General features: G+C 59.3%; 7 protein-coding genes, 1 tRNA gene and 2 rRNA genes (1 of these 10 running past the window's edge). 8 read left to right on the forward strand and 2 right to left on the reverse strand.

Translation table 11 applies throughout. The features are described from left to right. The 3 genes from FJ972_RS07595 to FJ972_RS07605 all read left to right on the forward strand — a co-directional run. Positions 1-2,375 (forward strand): 23S ribosomal RNA (locus FJ972_RS07595) (it extends 436 nt beyond the left edge of the window). A 272-nt stretch (positions 2,376-2,647) separates the two neighbouring features. After that, positions 2,648-2,762: ribosomal RNA gene (gene rrf / locus FJ972_RS07600) — 5S ribosomal RNA — on the forward strand. Positions 2,763-2,966: 204 nt separating this feature from the next. Beyond that, positions 2,967-3,043, forward strand: a tRNA-Met gene (locus FJ972_RS07605). 405 nt (positions 3,044-3,448) lie between these two features. On the opposite strand, the gene FJ972_RS07610 is transcribed toward FJ972_RS07605, so the two are convergent. Further along, positions 3,449-4,492, reverse strand: a complete 1,044-nt coding sequence (locus FJ972_RS07610; protein ID WP_140522688.1) for a hypothetical protein — start codon at positions 4,490-4,492, stop codon at positions 3,449-3,451. Between the two features lie 296 nt (positions 4,493-4,788). Here FJ972_RS07610 and FJ972_RS07615 point away from each other — a divergent pair, with 296 nt between their 5' ends. The 5 genes from FJ972_RS07615 to FJ972_RS07635 all read left to right on the forward strand — a co-directional run bounded on the left by FJ972_RS07615 (position 4,789) and on the right by FJ972_RS07635 (position 20,716). Further along, positions 4,789-14,031, forward strand: a complete 9,243-nt coding sequence (locus FJ972_RS07615; protein WP_140522686.1) for a hypothetical protein — start codon at positions 4,789-4,791, stop codon at positions 14,029-14,031. Next, complete coding sequence (locus FJ972_RS07620; RefSeq protein ID WP_140522684.1) at positions 14,028-19,274, forward strand: hypothetical protein; 5,247 nt, start codon at positions 14,028-14,030, stop codon at positions 19,272-19,274. Before FJ972_RS07615 ends, FJ972_RS07620 begins: the two co-directional genes overlap by 4 nt. 44 nt (positions 19,275-19,318) lie before the next feature. Beyond that, complete coding sequence (locus tag FJ972_RS07625) at positions 19,319-19,540, forward strand: twin-arginine translocase TatA/TatE family subunit (protein ID WP_140522682.1); 222 nt, start codon at positions 19,319-19,321, stop codon at positions 19,538-19,540. A gap of 108 nt (positions 19,541-19,648) precedes the next feature. Next, positions 19,649-20,047, forward strand: coding sequence for a hypothetical protein (locus FJ972_RS07630; RefSeq protein WP_140522680.1), 399 nt, complete (start codon positions 19,649-19,651; stop codon positions 20,045-20,047). A 48-nt stretch (positions 20,048-20,095) separates the two neighbouring features. Continuing rightward, positions 20,096-20,716 (forward strand): matrixin family metalloprotease, encoded by a 621-nt coding sequence (locus FJ972_RS07635; RefSeq protein ID WP_181173429.1) that lies wholly within the window; start codon positions 20,096-20,098, stop codon positions 20,714-20,716. Between the two features lie 204 nt (positions 20,717-20,920). Here the strand turns inward: FJ972_RS07635 and FJ972_RS07640 are convergent, their stop codons facing one another. Next, positions 20,921-21,532 (reverse strand): hypothetical protein, encoded by a 612-nt coding sequence (locus FJ972_RS07640; RefSeq protein WP_140522676.1) that lies wholly within the window; start codon positions 21,530-21,532, stop codon positions 20,921-20,923. Positions 21,533-21,700 lie beyond the last annotated feature (168 nt).

Below are 21,700 nucleotides of genomic sequence, written 5' to 3' on the forward strand. Positions count from 1 at the left end.
CACGTGAAATCCTGTCTGAAATTGGGGGGACCACCCTCCAAGCCTAAGTACTCGTGCATGACCGATAGCGAACTAGTACCGTGAGGGAAAGGTGAAAAGCACCCCGACAAGGGGAGTGAAAGAGTACCTGAAACCGATTGCCTACAAACAGTGGGAGCCCGCAAGGGTGACCACGTACCTTTTGTATAATGGGTCAGCGACTTAGTGTGACGAGCAAGCTTAAACCGCTAGGTGTAGGCGCAGCGAAAGCGAGTCTGAACAGGGCGTTCAGTTCGTCGCATTAGACCCGAAACCGAGTGATCTAGCCATGAGCAGGTTGAAGGTAAGGTAACACTTACTGGAGGACCGAACCCATAACTGTTGCAATAGTTCGGGATGACTTGTGGCTAGGGGTGAAAGGCCAATCAAACTCGGAAATAGCTGGTTCTCCGCGAAATCTATTTAGGTAGAGCGTCGACCGAATACCCCAGGGGGTAGAGCACTGGATGGGCTAGGGGTCCTCACCGGATTACCAAACCTAACCAAACTCCGAATACCTGGGAGTACTAGTCGGCAGACACACGGCGGGTGCTAACGTCCGTCGTGAAAAGGGAAACAACCCTGACCTACAGCTAAGGTCCCCAAGTTATGGCTAAGTGGGAAAGGATGTGAGGATCCCAAAACAACCAGGATGTTGGCTTAGAAGCAGCCATCATTTAAAGAAAGCGTAACAGCTCACTGGTCTAAATAAGGGTCTTTGCGCCGAAAATGTACCGGGGCTAAAGCCATACACCGAAGCTTAGGGTTCGTGAGCAATCACGAGCGGTAGCGGAGCGTTCTGTAAGCTGATGAAGCCATACCCGTGAGGGGTGGTGGAGGTATCAGAAGTGCGAATGCTGACATGAGTAACGTAAGGGGAGTGAGAGACTCCCCCGCCGAAAGACCAAGGGTTCCTGCTTAAAGCTAATCTGAGCAGGGTTAGCCGGCCCCTAAGACGAGGCGGAAACGCGTAGTCGATGGGAACCACGTTAATATTCGTGGGCCTGGAGGTAGTGACGGATCACACAAGTTGTCCAATCTTATCGGATTGAACGGGCAGCGGAGTGGTTCCAGGAAATAGCTCCTCCTTATAGACCGTACCCGAAACCGACACTGGTGGTCTGGTAGAGTATACCAAGGCGCTTGAGAGAACTATGCTGAAGGAACTCGGCAAATTGCACGCGTAACTTCGGAAGAAGCGTGACCCTTTTCTGCGCAAGCAGAGGAGGGTGGCACAGACCAGGGGGTAGCGACTGTTTATCAAAAACACAGGGCTCTGCGAAGCCGCAAGGCGACGTATAGGGTCTGACGCCTGCCCGGTGCTGGAAGGTTAAGAGGAGGGGTGCAAGCTCTGAATCGAAGCCCCAGTAAACGGCGGCCGTAACTATAACGGTCCTAAGGTAGCGAAATTCCTTGTCGGGTAAGTTCCGACCTGCACGAATGGCGTAACGACTTCCCCGCTGTCTCCAGCATAGACTCAGTGAAATTGAATTCCCCGTGAAGATGCGGGGTTCCTGCGGTTAGACGGAAAGACCCCGTGCACCTTTACTATAGCTTTACATTGGCATTCGTAGTGGCATGTGTAGGATAGGTGGTAGGCTTTGAAACCTGGGCGCCAGCTCAGGTGGAGCCACCCTTGAAATACCACCCTTATCACTATGGATGTCTAACCGCGGCCCGTTATCCGGGTCCGGGACAATGTATGGTGGGTAGTTTGACTGGGGCGGTCGCCTCCTAAAGAGTAACGGAGGCGCGCGATGGTGGGCTCAGAACGGTCGGAAATCGTTCGCTGAGTGCAATGGCATAAGCCTGCCTGACTGCGAGACTGACAAGTCGAGCAGAGACGAAAGTCGGTCATAGTGATCCGGTGGTCCCGCGTGGAAGGGCCATCGCTCAACGGATAAAAGGTACGCCGGGGATAACAGGCTGATGACCCCCAAGAGTCCATATCGACGGGGTTGTTTGGCACCTCGATGTCGACTCATCGCATCCTGGGGCTGGAGCAGGTCCCAAGGGTATGGCTGTTCGCCATTTAAAGCGGTACGTGAGTTGGGTTCAGAACGTCGTGAGACAGTTCGGTCCCTATCTGCCGTGGGTGTAGGAATATTGAAAGGATCTGTCCCTAGTACGAGAGGACCGGGATGGACGGATCTCTGGTGGACCTGTTGTGGCGCCAGCCGCATAGCAGGGTAGCTATATCCGGACGGGATAACCGCTGAAGGCATCTAAGCGGGAAACCCACCTTAAAACGAGTATTCCCTGAGAACCGTGGAAGACGACCACGTTGATAGGCCGGGTGTGGAAGAGCGGCAACGCTTGAAGCTTACCGGTACTAATAGTTCGATCGGCTTGATCGTTCTCATTCCTTATGCCCATCGTGAAACACGATGGTCTGGCCAGCGCTCACGCATGAGCGGCCCTTACGGGCCTATGCTCCGCGAGGGCGCCGGACGACCGGCGACGCGCAGTCGCGCTTGCGGGCTTTGCCCGAAAGCAAACTGTGGATGTCGCTCAGGCACAAAAAGACAGGTGAAGAGCAACGAGCCAATAGTGAATAGGCATCCCCTATTCACTATTGCCTTCTGCCCAATCCCTAACCCAGCTTCTCGAATAACGTGCGTTTTGCCGACCTGGTGGTTATGGCGGAGCGGCTGCACCCGATCCCATTCCGAACTCGGCCGTGAAACGCTCCAGCGCTGATGGTACTTCGTCTCAAGACGCGGGAGAGTAGGTCGCTGCCAGGTCTGCCAAACGCACGTTAAACTCACATCCAATCGGATAGATGTGAAATCTTCTCTTCACGAACAGGCCCGCCAACGGGACAACGGGCCGCGTAAGCGGCCCTTTCAATTTGGCGGCGCGAAGCAGGCAATCGCCCGCTTCCAAACATCGAAGCAGAAACACCTGCTTCCAGAGGTCGAAGCAAGCTCACGCTTGCTCATAGGTGGCGCGGGGTGGAGCAGCCCGGTAGCTCGTCAGGCTCATAACCTGAAGGTCACAGGTTCAAATCCTGTCCCCGCAACCAGTTTTATCATAACTCTCTAGCCGTCCCGGTCTAACCGGGGCGGTTTTTGCGTTTGGAAGGGCACGCAATCGCCGCGGCGCACCATAGGGCGCATCACGGCTCCGAGAAGGTCGTGCGAAACGGGAGCGGGAGCAAGTTAGTGCGCCTAGGCGCGGTGTACCGCAGGCCTAAGGGGGAGCTATTATTGTTGACGATTACCGGTTGTAGGTGTTGGGACAAATAGAGCACCAAGGCCTGATGTCGGAGAAGACAGCTTTGCGCCCCCACTTCAGTCGCTCTGGCGCAGTTGCGGGGACAGCGTAGTTCAGCTTGGAATTACACTCTCAACCAAGCTGAGCGCGCATCATCCGCACGAAACCTCCGGAAGAAGAAAAATCGCGGAAGCGACCATTGCGGTGAAAGCCGCTATCGATTGACCTGTATCTGTTCTTGCTTGCGCAGTGCTTCTATCTCGGCCTGCAGGACCTCCCGCGATCGCCGGGACATCTCGAAGGCCTCGGCGCATTGGCGATCGGCAAGGGCAAGGTTTTCTTTATCCTGGGTGATCAGGAGAAGGCGCGCGCTGTCAAAAAGCCTGAACGCCATCTCGTGCACGTCGGCCGGACGCCGCGCCAGGGCATCGAGCACAGCATCCGCCGTCCGAGAAACCATCGATCGGAAACCCATCGAAGCATCAAAGTCGTTTGCGTGGCCCGCGATCTGCGCCCTGTCCGCCCACAAAACGCATCCGCTGTCTGTATCGCTGACGGTGACAGAAAGCGAATTGATCGAGAAACAGTCACGGATGATCGCGCGAATTGCAACGGATCGATCAGCATCGTGGCGACGAGGGTGCTTGTTTTGTGGAACTGGACCCGCCTCGCGAAAGAAAACCGCGTCGACATGTGCCCTTACGGCTCTCGACGTCAACGCGAAGAACTTGCTGGCAAGTTGGCGGGCTCGGTGGCTTGGGTCCAGATCCGCCGTGAAAGAGACGTTCCTTCGATGCGGAGCCAACGGTTTGGCGACAGAGTCAATGTCGTGGTCAAATGAGGCGCTGACAGCACTGCGATGTCTGCGAATCCAATCTGCGAACTGCCAGTCGGGAATGTCCAGATCCTCAAACAGTTCGGCGCTCGAAAAACTTGGATCCGAACAAGCCGGCGGTTCAAAGCAGGTTCGAAACAGCCGGGCGTCCAGTGACACGGATTGTCTGTCGGAGCGAAGCGCGTTGGCGTGGATGTCCAGGCTGCGCCTGATGTCGCAAAGAGCCTGACGAAGGCTGGCTGCCGCCTGATCGCTGCCGCGGTCGCTCCACAGCTTGTTCTGTAACCAGGTCCTGCCCCGGGAAAGCGTCGGCGAAAGGGCCAGCAAAGCGATCACGCCGCGCGCTTTTTGCGAATGCGGGCTATAGTCGACACCGGCCGCGTCCAAAAGTCGAAATTGTCCCACCGCACGCAGTCTAAGCATGCGCGACCCCCAAACTCGCCATTAAAATCTACTTTGGCTATGGTTATGCGAAACGGCGTCGTTCAATCCCCAGGCAGAATTGGTAGCAACAGCCTGACAGGTTGAAAAGCACTTGTTCGCTCCGGCAGGTAAATATTTGTGACAGCTAAAGAATGCGAGAGCCGTGCTGGAGCCGGCGAGCCTTCAATAGTCGCACGATTGAGAATTGCCATGCTTGAAGAGCGTTCTTTTCACGATTTTTTCACGCGCGGCTGCCGATCGGAGGCGTTACCGTCTAGGAAGTGCGGGGGCGCGAAATGGGCGGGCGCTGGCGGACCAATCGACATTCAGGCGGCAAGAAACAGCCTGGCATCACGCGCCGGGATTTTCTGGGCGTCGCCTCGACGCCGGTCATCATCGCGGCAACCAACGGTCTGGCATTTGCAGGCGATCTCCCGGACAAGGACTCTGGCGCCGACCTGCTTTTCATCCTGGCCCCGGATGAGCGCAGCGTTGTTGTCCGCCGGGTCCCGCCAAGCGGCTCCGGCAGTCATCAGGACTGGACGCTCGACGCAGCCGCGTTCGGCCCGGGCGCATGGTTCGACCTCCACGAGGATGAATATGCGGCGTGGGATGCGAGGGCCCAGGCGCTCAAGTTGCAAGACGGCGTGTTGCGCCGCCGCCTGACGGCGCGCGGAGCGTCGTGGGGCGGGCATGCCAAGGACACTTCAGGCGATCTGCTCAGTGTGACATTTGTCTTCGAATGTGTGGAGGGCGATCCATGGACAGTCGGTCTTTCGACAAATGTGTGGCCAAGCCCGACCCGTGCCGCGGGATTTCACACTGAACCGGAAAACCGCCAGCCGCTTCACGCATTTATCGCCAACCCTCAGGTCAAGCTGACGGAGCTGCTGTCGCAGCCTCGTATCCAAACCGCCCTTGACGTCATGCTCGACAGGCACGTCTCGGTCGACGACCAGATGGCCGTGAGCTTCAACGCCAATCTCGAATGGATCCTGGAGCCGGTCAGGTCAGGCGACCGCCCTATTGCGGCGTTCGACGGATCAGTCAGCGCACCCGTGGCCGTGGACAAGGAAGCGGCCGCGCTGGTTATTAAATGGCAAGCGCAGGCGGATGAAGCCGCGGGCCCGGGTAGGCGTCTCAGTGCGCGCTGTGCGGCGTTGTGGACTTCGCCATTCCAGATTGCCGGCAACGATGACGCGCCGTTGGTGTCGATCAGGCCGCTCGAAGGAGATCCCAAAGCCTCAAATCTTGGCGATTTGTTTGTCGGCCAGTTGGATCCGCAGTCCAGGGTCGTCAACGAGGGCGGAGCCGATTCCACATCGCTCATCGCCCTCTTCTCGGCGCCTGGCGCGGTTCTGGATTGCCGTTTGCGGGTGAGCACCGAGACCATAGCGCCAATCTGCACTGGCATTCCGCTGGACGACGTGACGATCACGCGCATGGCGATGGGAAATGCGGACGATCAATGGCGCGACGTCATCATTGCCGACGCCGGCGGCAAGCGCTTAGGCGCTCAGGCGCCAGCCGGGGCTGCGCCTAAGGGACAGGAGCAGACGCCAGTCGCATCGAGCCCGCCAAAACCGGTCTGGATCAACACATTGATTGGCCGCATGGAGGTCGCCGCCTTGCCGCTCGATGCGGCTTTGGCCGTCAACCAGGCGCAAGAGGACGATGATGCCGCCTTGCAGGCCCGGCGCAAGTTCGACGCGGTCTCGGCCGCCGCCATCGGCGATCGCGCCGGTGTGACGCAGCGGACTTTCTTCCTGCTCGCCGATCGCCCGCGCAAGGGCGACGCGACAGAGCGCAAAAAAAGCACGGACGCCGCGGCAGACTTCAATATCCTGCGTAGACTTTACGCCGACGTGGCCCTGCATGGGCTCGATACCGCGCTGCCGGATACGCGCGACAGCGTCCTGACCGTCGCCGGCAGTCAGTTCAGGTTCATCCACAGCGACGGCAACGAACTCCCTGGCCTCATCCTGCCGGAAGTCGCGTGGAACACGCCTGACGGCTATCTTTGGCTGGGAGACCTGAGGAGGCCGAGAGAATTTGCCTGGCTCGATCTTGGCGGATCGACGCTTCATGCGCGCCGCGATTATGACCTGGTCGACATTCGCTTTCGCTTCGCCGATTTTGTCCTGGGCTTTTCGCTGGACACGGATGAGCAGGGGACTGTGCGCGGCATTGCCCGCACGTTGCGACCCGCGCGCGATGACGCTCGTCAGATAGCCGTGCGACGGCGCTTCGCCGAGCTAGGGGAAGATGCGGGCAAAAGCGGCCCTGACGACGATTTTGCGGACTCCAGACCAATTCTGGCGGTCGAATTTCCGCCGCAGCATGTCATGGAGGAAGCATTCTTTCGCCAGGATGCCGAGCCTCTTCCCGATACGGACTGGCCCGAGCACGAGGCCGATCTCGAGTCTTTCCTTGAGATGCTCAGGAAAGAGCCCAGCGCTGCCAATCGAGAGGCGGCACGCCGGGGAATTGGTGAGAAAAAGGTGGCTGAGGAAGCCAAGCGGTCCTCGAATACCAATGATCCCAAGCTTTTTGCGGACTTGCGAAACGCCTTGCTTGCGGCAACCGACTTGCCGGTTGACCAACGACAGTATTTTGGTCCGTATGCAATGTCGCTCCAGGCGATCAAGGTCGCGCGCGATTTCCAATCGGCACAGAGTGAGAAGTACCTTACTCAGATAGTTGCTCGTATGCTCGCCAAGGCTGCCGAGGTTCAGCCGCCAGACATCGGGTCCTGGCAGCTGTCTACTTTGCTGCAGGCCGAGTCAGACGCCGAAAAGGTCTATCCGCTCTACCAGCTCTGGCGCGACGCGTTTCGCGCCTATGTCATCGAAACGCGTGGGCAGACGACGGCGGCTACTGCCACCGGCCAGCCGGAGCCGGACAAGAGCTTCGCCGAATTCATCAACCGCAACAGAAAACCCGTTCCCAGCGATTACTTGCCTTCGAAGGCGCTTGAGGACGAGTTTACCGGCGCATTCATCAAACAGATATCAGGCCGCGAGCCATTCGACCGGCTTGCCATGGCCAGGCTTTCCGGAAAGAGCCTGCTAGCGTTCCGGGTGAATTTCGAGGCGGCGCCCGGCGACTCGGACGAGGTCAACGGCCTGCCGCGCTACGCGCGCGACAATATTAACTCGCCTGGTCCCGGCGTACAGCGGTTCGGCGCCATGCCATTTACGTTTGCCGCGCTCACGGACTGGTCACGCCATGAACCGCATGTGACCCAACGAGCGCGCAAACTTTACGAACCCCTGGCCTCAGGCGCCATCCCGCCTGTGATGGGGCGCGTGGCCAGTGTCGACGATCACGCCATTCTCATACAGCAGGGTTTCGAAGCCGGCGCCAAGTCATCGGAGGCGCATCTTGGTCAGGTCCGGGCTAGTCTGACCAGACGTCCCAAAGGACTGGAGACGCAGATTGAAATCCCCTCTCGACTGATACTGTCGACGGCGCAAAACGCAATCTGGCAATCGCCGCGCAAGGTCAGCCGCAAAGCGCCGAAGGAGGGAGAGGCGGACGTCTTCGACACTGACCCTGTTTTGCCCGAAGCCGACATCGACTATGAGGCCTATGAACAGCTATGGACGGCGCGCCTGATCACGCAGGATGCCGAACCTGGTCTCAGGGCCATCTGGTCGCCTGATGCCCGGCCCGAGGCGATCGGATTTCTCGCGATCGGCGACGACAAGGTTCCACGCATTGCCGGGCCGCCGCCGCGCGGTCCCTGGTCACCATGGATATTGCGCCGCGAGCAAGTCGACGGCGTGCGGCTGGTCCCATCGAAGGTGCTGGAGGCCTCGCAATCTTCCAAGGCCACCGACCCTAACGCGCCTCCGGCGCAGGGCGCCCAGAGCCAGACCGGCGGTAAGACCGACGAGGAAGTCTGTCCTGTTCCGGCGCCGGACAGCCTGTCCGATCGCAATCGGACCCCGTCCATGTTCGAGCGGATATGCGACATTTTCAGGCTTCGTGCCCGCTACAACAATCAGGCGGATCTGCACACTTTCCGTACCTCGCTCGACGCCTATGACAGGCACGAACTGGTTCTGTTGTCCTCAGCCTACGGCCTGCCTGTCACCGGTCGCCGGCGGCAGATCGGCAACAGCGACAGCAATGCGGGAGACCTGATTGAAAAATCGGGTCAGTTCGAGCCCGGCGAGGATTTTCACCTCATCGATGCAACGTCGGATCTCGCCTATTATCGTCCAAAGCCCCTTGATGTCAGCGAATTGTCGCTGAGCGCGCTGGGCGGCTTCCTCGATCACGATACGAATTTCCTGCCGCCGGCTCCAGCTGTCACATATGATGGCAGGTCCCTGTTCGACGGCCTGTCGATAGAGCGGTGGCAGCATCTGATTGTGCTTGGCCGCGACGTTTTGGCGACGGTTGTCTATTCGGGATACCTGTTCCCCCTGGGGCACAAAGCGTCGCTGGTGAAGATCACCGAACGCATATTTGTGCGAATGAGGGGCGACCAGGCCAAGGCGCAGGATTTCGGCGTCAAGGCTGTGCTTCGCCAGCGCATGTTCGTCAGGGTCTCAGCACCCTCCAAAAAGTTCCCCGCGGTGGGGCAGCCCAACAAGGGCCGGCAATGGTGCGCCGAAGACGTGACAATGCTCACGCGCGAGACACCCGACATCGTCGACCCCACCCTGGAACTTGAGACGCGGCCGGAGCGCGCAAGCCTGAGCGGCCGCATATTCCTCGACAATCAGCCAGGTTTGGCGTTCTGGCCGCAGACGGCGATGACGGAAGAGGCGCGATTCCACTTTGAATTCACGCTAGACGGCCGCCGCACGAAGATGCCGTTGATTTTCGTCGACCGGATCGCGGCCAAGAACAAGACATCGCTCAATGCGCTGCTCAGTTATTATCGCGGCTTGAGCGAAGAAGACTGGCGGACCTGCCTTCTGAGCGGCCAGACGCTGCGTTTTGCCGAGCCTGTCCAGGAAGGCGATACATCCTTTGCCGCCGACAGCATCGCCCTTGCTGTCGACGGACGAGCCAGTGACGACGGACAGCGCTGGGAAGGGCAGAACGACGTGGTGATCAACACGGGCGTTCTGGAAGGGGCTGACCAGCCGCCATTCTATCCCGTAATGGCTTCGGCCGAAATCCACCTCGCACAGGCCGAAAGCATGTCTGGCGCTGCCATGGGCGCTGTCAGGGTGCGTTTCGATGGCAGTTATGTGCGCAGCGGGTTTGCGCCTGCGCCAACCGAGACGGCGCCAGACACGGCGGCCCAGCAACCGGGCGGCGACGCAGCCATAGATAATGCAGCCGAGGTGTTTTTATACGTCGACATGCCCAGCCCGCCCAAGATGAGCATGGGTCCAAACGGCAACCAGTCTGGTGGTGTCGGGCGGCCGAACATGGACATCGTCGCGCTCAGCCGATCGAAAGGCATACTCGGTGCCCAACCCGGACAGCCCATCTACCAGTATGGCCCCGCGAAGGCCGCGGGACAGGGCTATGTGGCCTCGCCCGCCTTGGCTTCGGTCGCGAAGTACTTTTCGCTGCCGCCACCCCGGCAGCCGGTGTCCGGAGGCGGTCAGGTCGTCGCGGGCCAGGCAAGCGAAGCCACCACCTCCAAGGTCTTCGAAAGCTTCTTCAGCGCTGACGCCAAGCTGCTGGGCGTCATCTCATTTCAATCGCTGATGCGCCTCTTGAAAATAGCGGGCGGCGTCGACGTCATGCCAGCCTTGAACGAGGTTGTCGACTACGGTTCGCAAGCGCTTTCCCAACTCGAGCAGGGGGCCGCCGGGGCGATCGAACTGCTTCAAGGCGAAATCCTCGCGCCGCTGCTGGATCTGGTTCGGACCGCTCGCAAGGAATGGTCCAAGATCGATCGCCGCCAGATCGGGGCTCAGGACAATGTCATCGATGAGTTCCAGAAGGTCTTGCCGAAGTTCCAGGCGACCTCGCTGCGCACGCTCTATCCCGAGATCGATCTTGGCCTGAACAATCTCGAGGCCGCGCTGCTCGATGCCATGGGTGAGACGAACGCCGCAGCTCTCGTGGGCCGTCTCGCCGCCGTTCATGAGGCAGGCCGGCAGTTCATGCGCGAATTGGCAAGGCTTGCGGCCAACCCGGTTGAGCGCATCGAACAGGCCGCCCGGGGCCAGTTTGACAATGTCGTCGGCGACATGCAGGCGCAGGTCATCAGATATCAACAAAAGGCGCGGGATTTCGTTGCAAGCCTGAAGGCGACCAAGCACGACCTGGCGCAAGCATTGATCGGCTACGTTGCCGAGGATTTGCCATGGGAGGAAATCGCCGCGATCGTTGAGGTCGCCGAACAGGGCTCGACATTGGCGAACCTGGCAAAGGAGACGCTCGATGGGCTCCTGGCGATCGATGTCGACTTGTCGAAGGAACTTGGCGAGCTTGCCAAAGGCACCACCGATCCCGCGACCGGGCTCAAGAAAATCGTCGCGGAACTGATCGGTAAGGCGATTGACGCAGCAAACAAGGTTGAAGCCGACAAGCTTGGCGAACCCTACTACTACTACTACGAACTTCCCGAGACGACGCAAGCAAAAGCGATACTGAAAGCCGCCGTCGAAAGCTACAAAGGCCGCCTCGACGAGGCCAAGGCAAGTGCCGGCGCATGGCTTGACGGTGCTTCGCCGCCGCCCGAGTGGGCGGCATGGGTCGCGCGTGTACGCGCAATTCTCCGCCTGATCGAATTGCTCCGGGAACTGGCGAGTTCAAACAGTCAGCCACGCGTCTTTGCCATACTGGTGCAACTGGGTCGCGACTATCTGGGCGTTGACCTCGATGCAGGCAAGAAAGAGCTCGAGAATGCCATTCAGGCGCAAGCGGCGCAGATCAAGGAGTGGATTGACGCCATCCTCAGCCGCTTGGTGGCGGTCGCAGCGGGCGCAATCACTTCAAACACCGACATCAACCCGAAGCTGCCCGCCGCCGTCGTGGCATCCTGTGTCGCGCAGCTTCCCGTCAAGGACAAAGACCAGGCCGGGCTCGCCGCGACGACCATCGCTAGCCTCTCGCCGAAGCATTTCCTCGCGGATTTCGCGAGAAGCGCGGCCGACACATTCAAGCTTGCCGACGATCTCCACACCGCGCAGACGCAGCTGTCGGCGATCAATGGAAGCCAGGGCGTGCGCGCGGCCATCGACGATTTCGTCAAGGCACTTCAAGCTTATCGCGAACTCTTCTGCGAGACAGCGGCGATTGCCGGGCATGCTCAATCCGCGCATGCGGAATTGACCAAACTCGCGCAAGGTCACGGAAATCCGCCCGTCATGACGGGCGAGGACATTATCGCGGCCGCAATGCGGCTGCGTGTTCTTGCCGACGAGATCGAGCAAGGTCTGCTGCGCATGCGCAGCCGCATTGTCGTCCTTGTCACCCTGCTTGCGGACCATCTCGATGTCATCGCGGCGGCGGCCGCTGCCGGGGCCTTGGCGAGCGCGTTCGGCGATGACTTGAAGAGCGAGCTCAAACAATGGGATCTATCGGCCGCTTCGGCGCTCAGGGTCTCACTGAACACTCTGTTTCGCTGGACCAGGGTGGTGGAAACCGTCGGTGCGCCTTCGGTTGGCGCCATTCTTGGCCTGGCTGCCAAGATCGTTCGCGATCAGATCCCCAACGCGTTCGATGTAGAGCGTGAGAACCTGGCGGTCTCGCTGGAGAAACTTGACGACGAGTGCGGCCGGCTGGCCGCAACGGTCGGCAATCTGAGCTTGCCGTCCCCGGTGACCGACGAGACAGTCGCGCAGTTGCTTGACGCCAAACTCGCGAACACGACCGTCACGGTGCGCGACCTGTTCGAGAACGATGACAGTCTCGCCAGGACTGACAAGATCGAACTGGCGCTTCAGCGCGTATCAACAAGCTATGCAGCACTTCTCGCACGCGCCACGGGATTGTCAAAGATCCTCGCCGAAGAAGCCCTCGATGGACCGGTGCATGACCTGCTCCAGGTTCTGAGCGAAGCCTATGTCAAGGTGAAGGCTCTGCGCGACAAGATTGCCGCCGATGCCCCGAACTATGCCACCGCAGGACCTATCATCCTACGGGCGCTCCTGATTGAGCCGCTGGCCCGCGACTGCGACCCGCTCAAGCCTGGCTGCGACGACAGACTGACCGTGGAAACCAAGGCGGTCGGATCGCTCGCCAATGTGCCTACGCCGACTACGACGGCGCGCAAGCAGTTGCAGGCATTCTGCGACTCCATCTCTGGCGGGCGCTCCGCCATTGAGAACATTTTCATCAACGTTCAGAAGATCTGGGACGACATATCGCGCGGGGAACTGGCATCCCTGGTCGACATCGGGGCGCTGCGAGACCAGGTCGAAGAACTCATTTCCGAACTGGTGCCGGTCAAACGGACACTTAGCTATGCCTTGGGTTTTGATTTCGACGGCGACAAGCTCGCGAAGCTGACGGGCGGCGTCTTTGTGCCAAGACCGCCAAGCAGGTTCGAGCTGGCAATGACGGCCACGATCAATCTGCTCACCGCCAAGGCCGAGATGAAGGCAAAGGGTCGCATTGGGCCGTTCGACGTCAAGCTGATCGGAAATGTCTTTGACGCAGTGACCTTGATCTTCGACGGCGTCGATTTTGGTTTCGAACTGGGTGGATCGCCTCGCTTCGACGTCCACTACCGCGACTTCCAGATCGGTGAAAAACTGAAATTCGTAGAAAAGCTGCAGTCCTACATGACGCCTTCCAAGGATGGCAGCGGCTTCTTCATCGAGCCCATGAAGGGCAGGCCCGGCATCCTGGCAGGCTACGGCATCAATCTCGGTACGATCCAGCTGGGTGGCGTGGCTTTTTCCAACGTGCTCCTCAACGCCGCGGCGGAATTGCCTTTTGATGGGGACGCGGCGCTGTTTCGTTTCGCGCTCGGCCGCCCATTGGCGCCTTTCCTCATCTCTGTACCGCCCTATGGCGGCGGCGGCTTCGTTGCGATCTACGCGGATGCGCAAGGGTTTCGAGGGTTCGAGGCGTCGTTCGAGTTCGGCGGGGTCGCGGACTTCTCAACCGGACCGCTCGTGGCCCAGGGCCGCCTTACCAGCGGCTTCTATATCCGGTCGATGCAGGTTGTCTCCAATGGCAGCCGCCGCACACTGACAGACATCTACGGAACATTCTTCGTCGGCGGCGAGGCAAGCATCTGGATATTCAGCTTCTATGCGTCGCTCTATGTCCGGCTTGGCATGAAGTCGGGCGGCGAGATGGAGGGTGAGGCTACATTCACCTTCTCCTTCTCGATGGGCATCGTCGACTATGACTTCCACGTATCGGTGAGCTACAAGCGCGAGGCTTTCGGCGGCGGGGGCACCAACTCGATCGCCGGCCGATCATCCGGCGATGACGCCGCGGACGGTGTCGAGCGGTCGCTCGTCACGCGCGCCATCCCGCAAGCGCAGGCCAAATCGACGGCACCCAACATACACGCCAACACGATCTCGCTCTCAGAGGCGACCGTTGCCGACTATCTGGCCTATTTCGACCCGGAACTGCTCAAGGCGGAGGCGAGCAAATGATCGACGCGCCCAAAGTCAAGCCGGTGTTGCGGCTCATACCGAACGGTGTCGTCGGCGGCCACCTTCGCATGACGCTGATTGCAACGCCGGTCGCTGCAGATGACGGCTTTACGATCGACAAGTGGCCAGCCATGGTCAGGACAAAAATCGTGGCAGCTGCCTCGCAGCAACAGGATCCGACCCGCGATCTGATCTCGGTTCTCGTTGCCAGCGAGCCTTCCCAGGACAAGAGCGAGAGACGACTTGCTGCTATATTGCAGCCGTCTCACTTGGATGAATTGCAAACCAGGCTCGGCGAGGCTTGGGCGGCGATCGTTCCTCCCGGGAAGGAGGAACTGTGGGGAAAACTGCTCGACACCATACACCGGTCGCTGGCCTCGCAGGCCTTCCAGAATGGACTGAATAACCCCGGGCAGTCGAACGAAGTGGCGCTTCAGGCTGATGGGTCCTATCAGTCGCAGCAAGCACTCGATCCGCATGCCCAGCTGACCGTCAAGGCGGTGATGCCCGTCAAGCATGGGGATCTTGCGCTCTTGTTGGAGTTCGAGCGCGCCAAGCGCGTGCACGATCTGATCGAGGGGGCAATCGATCCCCGGCAAGGCAGACCGCGCGGCCTTTCTCTCGTCAGCGACCAGGATGCCACAGCGATCGCGCCGAGCGTCGAACACAAGACCAGCCAGGACGATGCCGTCAAGCAAGACCTGAGCAGCCAAATAGCTGACAGCAAGCGGCTAGAACTGCAAGCGGCAATCGATACTCTGGCCGCGGAACGCGCGAAGTCCGTCGCCGGTAGCTGCAGCGATCTTAAAAAGCCCGATCTGACCGTCCTTGGGGATGATGAGGCAACGCGCAACACCGCCCTTGCCAGTCACACCGCCGCGACCTGGGAACAGTCAGCGTCAACTCAAACCAACAGCGATCTCGACCGCGTCGCGCAATGCTACCAGGCCATTGTATCCTCACCTGCGTGGTCGCGTTTCTTTGGCTTCGCATTCGACGTCGAGATGCTTGTGGCTAACGAAGTACCGTCGTGGATTTCCGCCGGTGAGTTTCCCGTGACGTTCAAGTTTGCCGACAAGCCGCAATCGGTAGGCCGGGCCTGGACAGCCGTCGATCAAGACGGGTGGCCAAGGCCCGACCCGACGCAGGGTGGCCTCGAAGGTGGTCTTTTCCTGATGGGCGACGATTGCGTCGGGGGCAATGCCATGCCGCGCTACGATGCGGTGACGCTAGATGTTCGCCACGCCACCGAGGCCTTGGTTCGTCCGCTCAGCGGATCGGACCCGCAGCACCGCGGCTTCCTGACCGCCGGCTTGACCCTTCTCGATCGGCGACGGGCTGAAGACGTGCGCGCCCAGGTTCGTCGAACCGCTGCGGAGAAGGGCAAGGGTGACATCCAACTGTTCGCCCAGGACCTGGTCATCGGCCGCCGGCTGGATGCAGGAACCAAGATTGGCGACAAGATCGAATGGCGCGCCCTTGGCAGCAAGGTCGTCACCTACGGACTTCGCCGGAGCGACACGAAAGGTCCGGACGATTTCGCGCCCATCGATGCGGCCCTGACCGACATTATCCTCCCGCAAGATAGCCGAACCGGTGTCAGGACGCTTGACGAGGCGATTGTAAACCCGTCGTCGCGATTGACGCCGACGCCAGGCGGCAACGCCGCGACGGACAAGGATGTCTTTGTCGATGAAGCGTTCGTGACCTGGACCGGCGCTCCCATGGGCGTCAACACGGCGCCAAAACTGGGGCCCAATGACCCTGTGCTTTTGTCTTTCCTGCAAAAACAGTCCCTGCCGGAGGCCGGCGTCCAGGCCGATGGGCTTGCGCCGCCCTTGCGCTACGGGCGCGGCTATCGCTTTGGCATGCGCGCGGTGTTCCTGGGCGGCCAGTCAAAGAAAATCGAGGATGCAGCAAAGCTCTATGAGCACCCGACCCAATCTTTCACCTATCCACGCGATCCCGACAAAAAGACCCAAGCCCCGACGCGCCGATGCGCGCGCCAGGAGGCGATCGGCACACCCGTCATCCTTTTGCCCGGCTCTGTTCTAGGGGCGAAAATCAACGAGATGGATTTCGGCACCATCCAGTCCGCCGTTCTTCGAAGCCTGCCTGAGGGATATATCGAACCGAAGCTGCCTCCAACGGTGATAGGCCGACCCTATGTGCGGGCAAACGACCGTCTCACACCCAATGAGATTGTGCGTATTATCGTCCCGCCGCAGGTGGCCTTGGACGACCTTTTGCGCGCCGGCATGTTCGACAGCCCAAACAGGCCGGCTGATGTTGCGCTCGGCGGCCTGCGCTCGATCTGCTTCGGCGTCGCCACACCCTTGGCCAAAACCAAAGATCCGATCTCCAGCCAAGGGAGTTTTCCGATCGCGATGATTGATGAACAGCGCGCGTTCGGCCAGGATCCGACCAGACGCAGGCTGATGCCGAACTTCGTCGCGCCGCCTTCGGAAAACAACGACCAGGCAGTCCGCGGCGCCGCCATTTTCATCGGACGAAAGGCCTTCGAGGCGCGGGGCGGCCCGCCACTGACGCCGCGTCCTTATTATCCCGATCCTTATGCAAGGCAGTTGATCCTGCGCCTTCGCCGGCGCAGTGACGGCGCCTATGCCGGGCCGGCGACCAAAGTGTCTGTCTATGACGAAATCTCCGTCTATCCCCATGCCATGCCAACCGTGATCGCGATCAAGAAGGCAAAGGTGGATACCGACCGGGCTTCGATAGGCGCGCCTTCGACAATCCTCACCGATGGGATCTCGTTCAAGGCGGCAAGCGGACAGCGGGCACAAAGAGTGGAGGTGACCTTGCCTCGGGGCGACGATTTCGATCTGGAGGCCTTCTATCTCACGCAGGACGTGAACAGCCTTGCCACCCATTTCGCCCTGACCGAAACAATAGGCGCCTATGAGCTTGCCCTGGAGCGGTCCGGCAGCGAGCGGACCTATCCCGTCGCCGATCATATAACGACGGGCTTCTTCGATGTGCCGCCAGACAAGTGCCTGCGCCTCCTGGCTCGCAAGCTCTTCGATTTTGCCTGCGGCGTGGGTAAGTACGACGGTGCCGGCGGCCCGATCGAGGATCTTGCTGGCCTGTGTTCCATACGTGTCGCCCACGCCGTGAACAGGCCGCTGGCCGCGGCGTCGTTTCCGGGCCGCCCAGTAGACTACCGCATCTATCGAAAGGCTTTCGACACCTCGAAATACGTTCCCAAATATGCCATCGACCCGGATTTCGATGGCATGCCGCCGCCTGCCGGCCAGAGTCCCGACGCTGAATCGCGCCACAGACCGACCGGGCTCGGCCCAACCGAGATCAACCTGACGGATCTTGAAAAAATCAGGGACGCCGACCTGCAGGATTCAAACGGGACGCACAGTTACATCCTGTCCGGCCACATCACCTTTGACCGCCGCACGACCGCGGCCATCGAGATCCTGGCCAGTTGCGTCTCGCCCCGCGACGTGCTGATCGACGATCCCGCGAGACGACGACCTCCAAAGGCGCGCGTCGCGGGCGCGTGGCCCTGGAGAACGGTGGTTACCGACGATGACGGCAAGCCGATCACGCCGCAGAGATCGCCAGCCCGCGACCTTGACGTCTATGGATTTGAGCACATCGACGTAAAGACCGGTGCGGTCACGTTGCACAGCTCCGAGGTCAGTCTCTTGCGGATCGACAATATCGCCCCACCGGGCATGGGGCCCTTGGTATCTGGGCTCCCGGACGGCGCTGAAGAAACGATCGACCTGTCGCTGGCCCATATTGCGGCGCAGATCGGCCGGCGTGTGACAAATTCCTCCGGCGATACGCTTTTCACCGCCTCGCAACTACATGTTTTCCCAGACAGCAAGGCGCGACAGTTGCGGCTGCGCCTGCGAGCGATATCGCGCTTTGGAGCCGACTTCGAGACCGCCGCGCGCTGGACCGGGGCTGACGGCATCTCGCAACCGGTCGTGCGGCTGCGCCAGGCGTTGGCGCCGGCCGAACAGTCTGTCGACAGCACGCCCGCCGACACTGCGCTTGACGACTGGCAAGCCAGTGCGGACGGAAAGACCCGGCTCGCCTTGCTACCCTCGAGCGGTCGACCGGCCAAATGTGCCTCTCTCTCACCGGTTCCAGTCTTTCGCTTCACGCCCGGGACGGAAGGAGCCAATCCGTTCACCAAGCGCCTGAGCCTGGTACGACTGTATCTGGAGCGAGGCTGGTTTTCCTCCGGCGAGGGCGAGCGTCTGGGCATCGTTCTGCTGGCAACCGACAAGGTTGCGGAAGTCGGAACAGAGTTTTTGCCCGATGATCGCCTGGGGCCGATCGGACGCTACATTACCCGCTGGGGTGGCGACCCAATCCGCGAGGACTATGCGTCGCTGGCCACAAATTTGACGGTCGGATCCTTCTTCGGGTCGCCATCGAGCGCAGCTCCCGTGCTCGTGCGAAATGTCGCTGTCCCAGTGCAAATCCCCAGGCCGCCTGGCGCCCAAGACAACATTACCGTTCTGGAGACAGCTGACATCTTGACCTACGAGCCACGCTTCGATGTCGATCGAGAACAATGGTTCGTCGACCTCGATGTGCAGGCTCCCGAAGCGCCGAACCTGTTCATACGCTTTGGAGTCGTCCGCTACCAGGAAAATGCCATTGACCAGGACCTGAGAGCGTCCGAACCCGTGGTGGTGTGGAGCCAGCTGTTCCCGCGCCGGACCCTGACAGCCAAGATCACCCGAACCCTCGTCGACGACAAAAGCGAGCCAAAAGACAAGGCGAAAGAAAAGCCGGTCAAGATCGCGATCACCGCCACCGTGGCCGGTCCAAGCCACAAGGGCGCCCGCATTCCGCAAAGACCTGTACAAAAGAAAACGCCTGACCTCGATCTAAGCGCGCTTCAATACCCGACGGTGCGTTTTCGTCTGATGCATGAAAGCGGCGACGATGCCGATCTGCGGCGCATTACGATGGGCGTCGATACTGCACTCCTAAGCACACCCGACAACAGTCTGGCTGAATGCGGTTGTACTTTCGACGTGATGAAGGCCGACGTCGAGGCGCTGGGACCTGGCGTCGTCTATGTCTACGCCGAAGAGGTCGAGACCTTCATGCCTGCGACCTACAAAAATGAACCCGCCTATATCGAGGACATATTCGATCCAAAAACCTTCATCCAATCTGGCCCCAGATTCGCTGCCCGATTGAACTTGCAGGATCTGCTCGATGTGGACACCGGGGTGAAATAGCAAACCGTCTCGCAGACGGCCGACCTTAAGGGAGAAGGCAAACGATGGGCGTTATGAGTGCCTGGCATTGGTTGATTGTAATAGCGGTCATGCTTGTGATTTTTGGCCGCGGGCGGGTATCGTCGTTGATGGGCGACATGGGCAAGGGCCTGGGTATCTTTCGCCGCGAAGTTCTTGGAGGCGGCCCAAGCCGAAAGGGCGTTCCAGCCGTTGCCGGCGTCGACCGCCAGACCAAAGAGCAAAGCCCGTCCGCCTTGGAAGACTGATGCCGACGGCTACCGCCGCGGCAAACCTCGGCTGCACGAGCCCGCTGCGCGATGACGGCAAGCAAGGCCAGAAACGATAGACCATCCATGGAGGGAGCCATGATAGGAATGATCCATCGCAGAGCGTTCACCGCGAACCTCGGTTCGCTGCTTGCGCTGTTTGGCGCCGGCGTCAACACGGCAAAGGCCGCGAACCCGAGACTGACAATCGAACTCAGGAACACCGACGGTTCAGTTCTGACGACGCTGCGTCTCTACAAGGAGAACAAAACCTGGCTCGATGTCAAAAAGGATGCCTCGCCGCTGAACTCGAATAAGGGAACGGTCGACGACAGTGCCTACAACCAGCTCCATTGCCTTGACGATTCTGGCCAGGAGATGGTGCGGTTGGCCAATTGCAACTGGGATATCCAGGTAGATTCCAAAAATTCAGGCTTCTGCTACGGCTGCAAGATCGGCTTCGAGACGAAGCCGCTTTGGTATTGCACGGAGGTCGTTCAGCAATAGTAATGGATGGCCGAACTTCGGTTAGTCGCAAATAAGGGGTGGCAAGCAATGGACTGGCGGAGCGGACTACGAAATTACCCGCAATCAACGTTGCGGTTGCGATCGATGTTGTTGGCCGCAATCCTCACGTTTGGCTCGATTTCCAGCAACAGCGCGGCAGCCTATGAAGTGTTGGGCTGGGATTGGAAATATCAGGCAAATCCGATCGAGACCCATTTTGTGATCTGTGAGAACGACGCCCCGGCGGGGGCCTCAAAACGGATCAAGGAAGCGGCCGCAAAATGGAACTACGCCAAGCTCAAATTCGTGTTCGACGACGATGATTGCCCGGCGAATCCGCCGCTCAATTACGTCGAGTTTGGAGAGCTTAAAAACCCATCGAAAACTGCTGAGGCTGATACGCCCAACATTCCAGCAACCACAAAGATGAAGCGATGCAAGGTACGCTTCAACAAGGACAAATTCTGGTACCTAGGCAACGCTGATCCGGGTGCAGACGAGAACGACCTGTTTAGTGTTGCGCTCCATGAGTTTGGTCATTGCCTCGGGCTCGATCACGTCAAAACAAAGGGTGTTGTCATGCAGGAGCAGCTTGATTCCGGTAAGTATCTGCGTGAGCTGGCGGCCGATGATTTGGCCGGGAGAAATAAAATATACGGCGCACCGTAACCAGTAAGGGCACCGCAGCTATGTTTAATTGAATGGTGTGGCGTTTAATTGAAGGGTGTGGCGATATCCGTGTTGTTTGGAGTGGCTTTCGCAAGCGCAGCCTACGCCAACCCTATCGATTTGGTCATAAATCCGAGCCCGCAGGGATTCGTAAATTACGTGCCAATCCACTCGAAGACAGACGGACTAATCTTGCAGCCCAATTCATTGTATCGATACGACGCAGGGGCGGCTGTCAGCTAAATAACGCGTCGCAATGGCATAAAGGACTCCAAATGATTCCTTCCACGCTGCGGATTTTGACTGCGGATCCTTGTTTTCCCGAGCTTTATAATCGGCCAATCCGGCTTCAATACCCTTCGATCCCCAAGCGGTAACTTTGTCGTTCACTGGAGAGACCGGCTCTGAGGTCGTCCTAAGAAGTTGCTCAAAGCCCTTTCCTTGGAGGTAGGATTTCCAATTGGCATACTTCTTTGGCAATTCTCTTAAATCCGTATCTCCTTGGTCGGATGCGATGGTACGAGCAAACAAGTAGTGTTCGGCCGCCGCCAAATTGAGATCAAGAGACTGACCTGCATTACGACAAGCTTGTAGTCGCGACCAAGCATCACCGATTAAGGTTTGGTCTTGGACCTTACCGACAGTGGCATCATCGTCCGCGTTCCCCCCGTAGTCGGTCTTGCTTTGTAAGGCCGCCACTATCCACTTGAGCACGATGCCGTCGTCTACCGCATTTGCCTGGCCTATCCCCGTTCCGAGCAGTGTCAATCCTAGCATCGAGACGAAAAGTAATGAAAGTATGCGTGAATCTTTCATGGCGACAACTCGGCGGGTTGATATTTGTTCTACACTAAACTCGTTGGCAAATTTCCGCAAGCACGGCTATTAACGCTTTCAAAGAACATGCCTTGGTCTCTCTGAAGCTAACTTGATAGCGATTACAGTTGGTTTCGGGACGTGAAACAATTCAAACTTTCGCCAATG

Source organism: Mesorhizobium sp. B2-1-1 (assembly GCF_006442975.2).
Taxonomy (GTDB): domain Bacteria; phylum Pseudomonadota; class Alphaproteobacteria; order Rhizobiales; family Rhizobiaceae; genus Mesorhizobium.

What these genes read in the sequence shown, in the direction of transcription:
- FJ972_RS07610 (WP_140522688.1), bottom strand. Translation starts at nt 4,492, where the DNA reads ATGCTTAGACTGCGTGCGGTGGGACAATTTCGACTTTTGGACGCGGCC.
- FJ972_RS07615 (WP_140522686.1), top strand. Translation starts at nt 4,789, where the DNA reads ATGGGCGGGCGCTGGCGGACCAATCGACATTCAGGCGGCAAGAAACAG.
- FJ972_RS07620 (WP_140522684.1), top strand. Translation starts at nt 14,028, where the DNA reads ATGATCGACGCGCCCAAAGTCAAGCCGGTGTTGCGGCTCATACCGAAC.
- FJ972_RS07625 (WP_140522682.1), top strand. Translation starts at nt 19,319, where the DNA reads ATGGGCGTTATGAGTGCCTGGCATTGGTTGATTGTAATAGCGGTCATG.
- FJ972_RS07630 (WP_140522680.1), top strand. Translation starts at nt 19,649, where the DNA reads ATGATCCATCGCAGAGCGTTCACCGCGAACCTCGGTTCGCTGCTTGCG.
- FJ972_RS07635 (WP_181173429.1), top strand. Translation starts at nt 20,096, where the DNA reads ATGGACTGGCGGAGCGGACTACGAAATTACCCGCAATCAACGTTGCGG.
- FJ972_RS07640 (WP_140522676.1), bottom strand. Translation starts at nt 21,532, where the DNA reads ATGAAAGATTCACGCATACTTTCATTACTTTTCGTCTCGATGCTAGGA.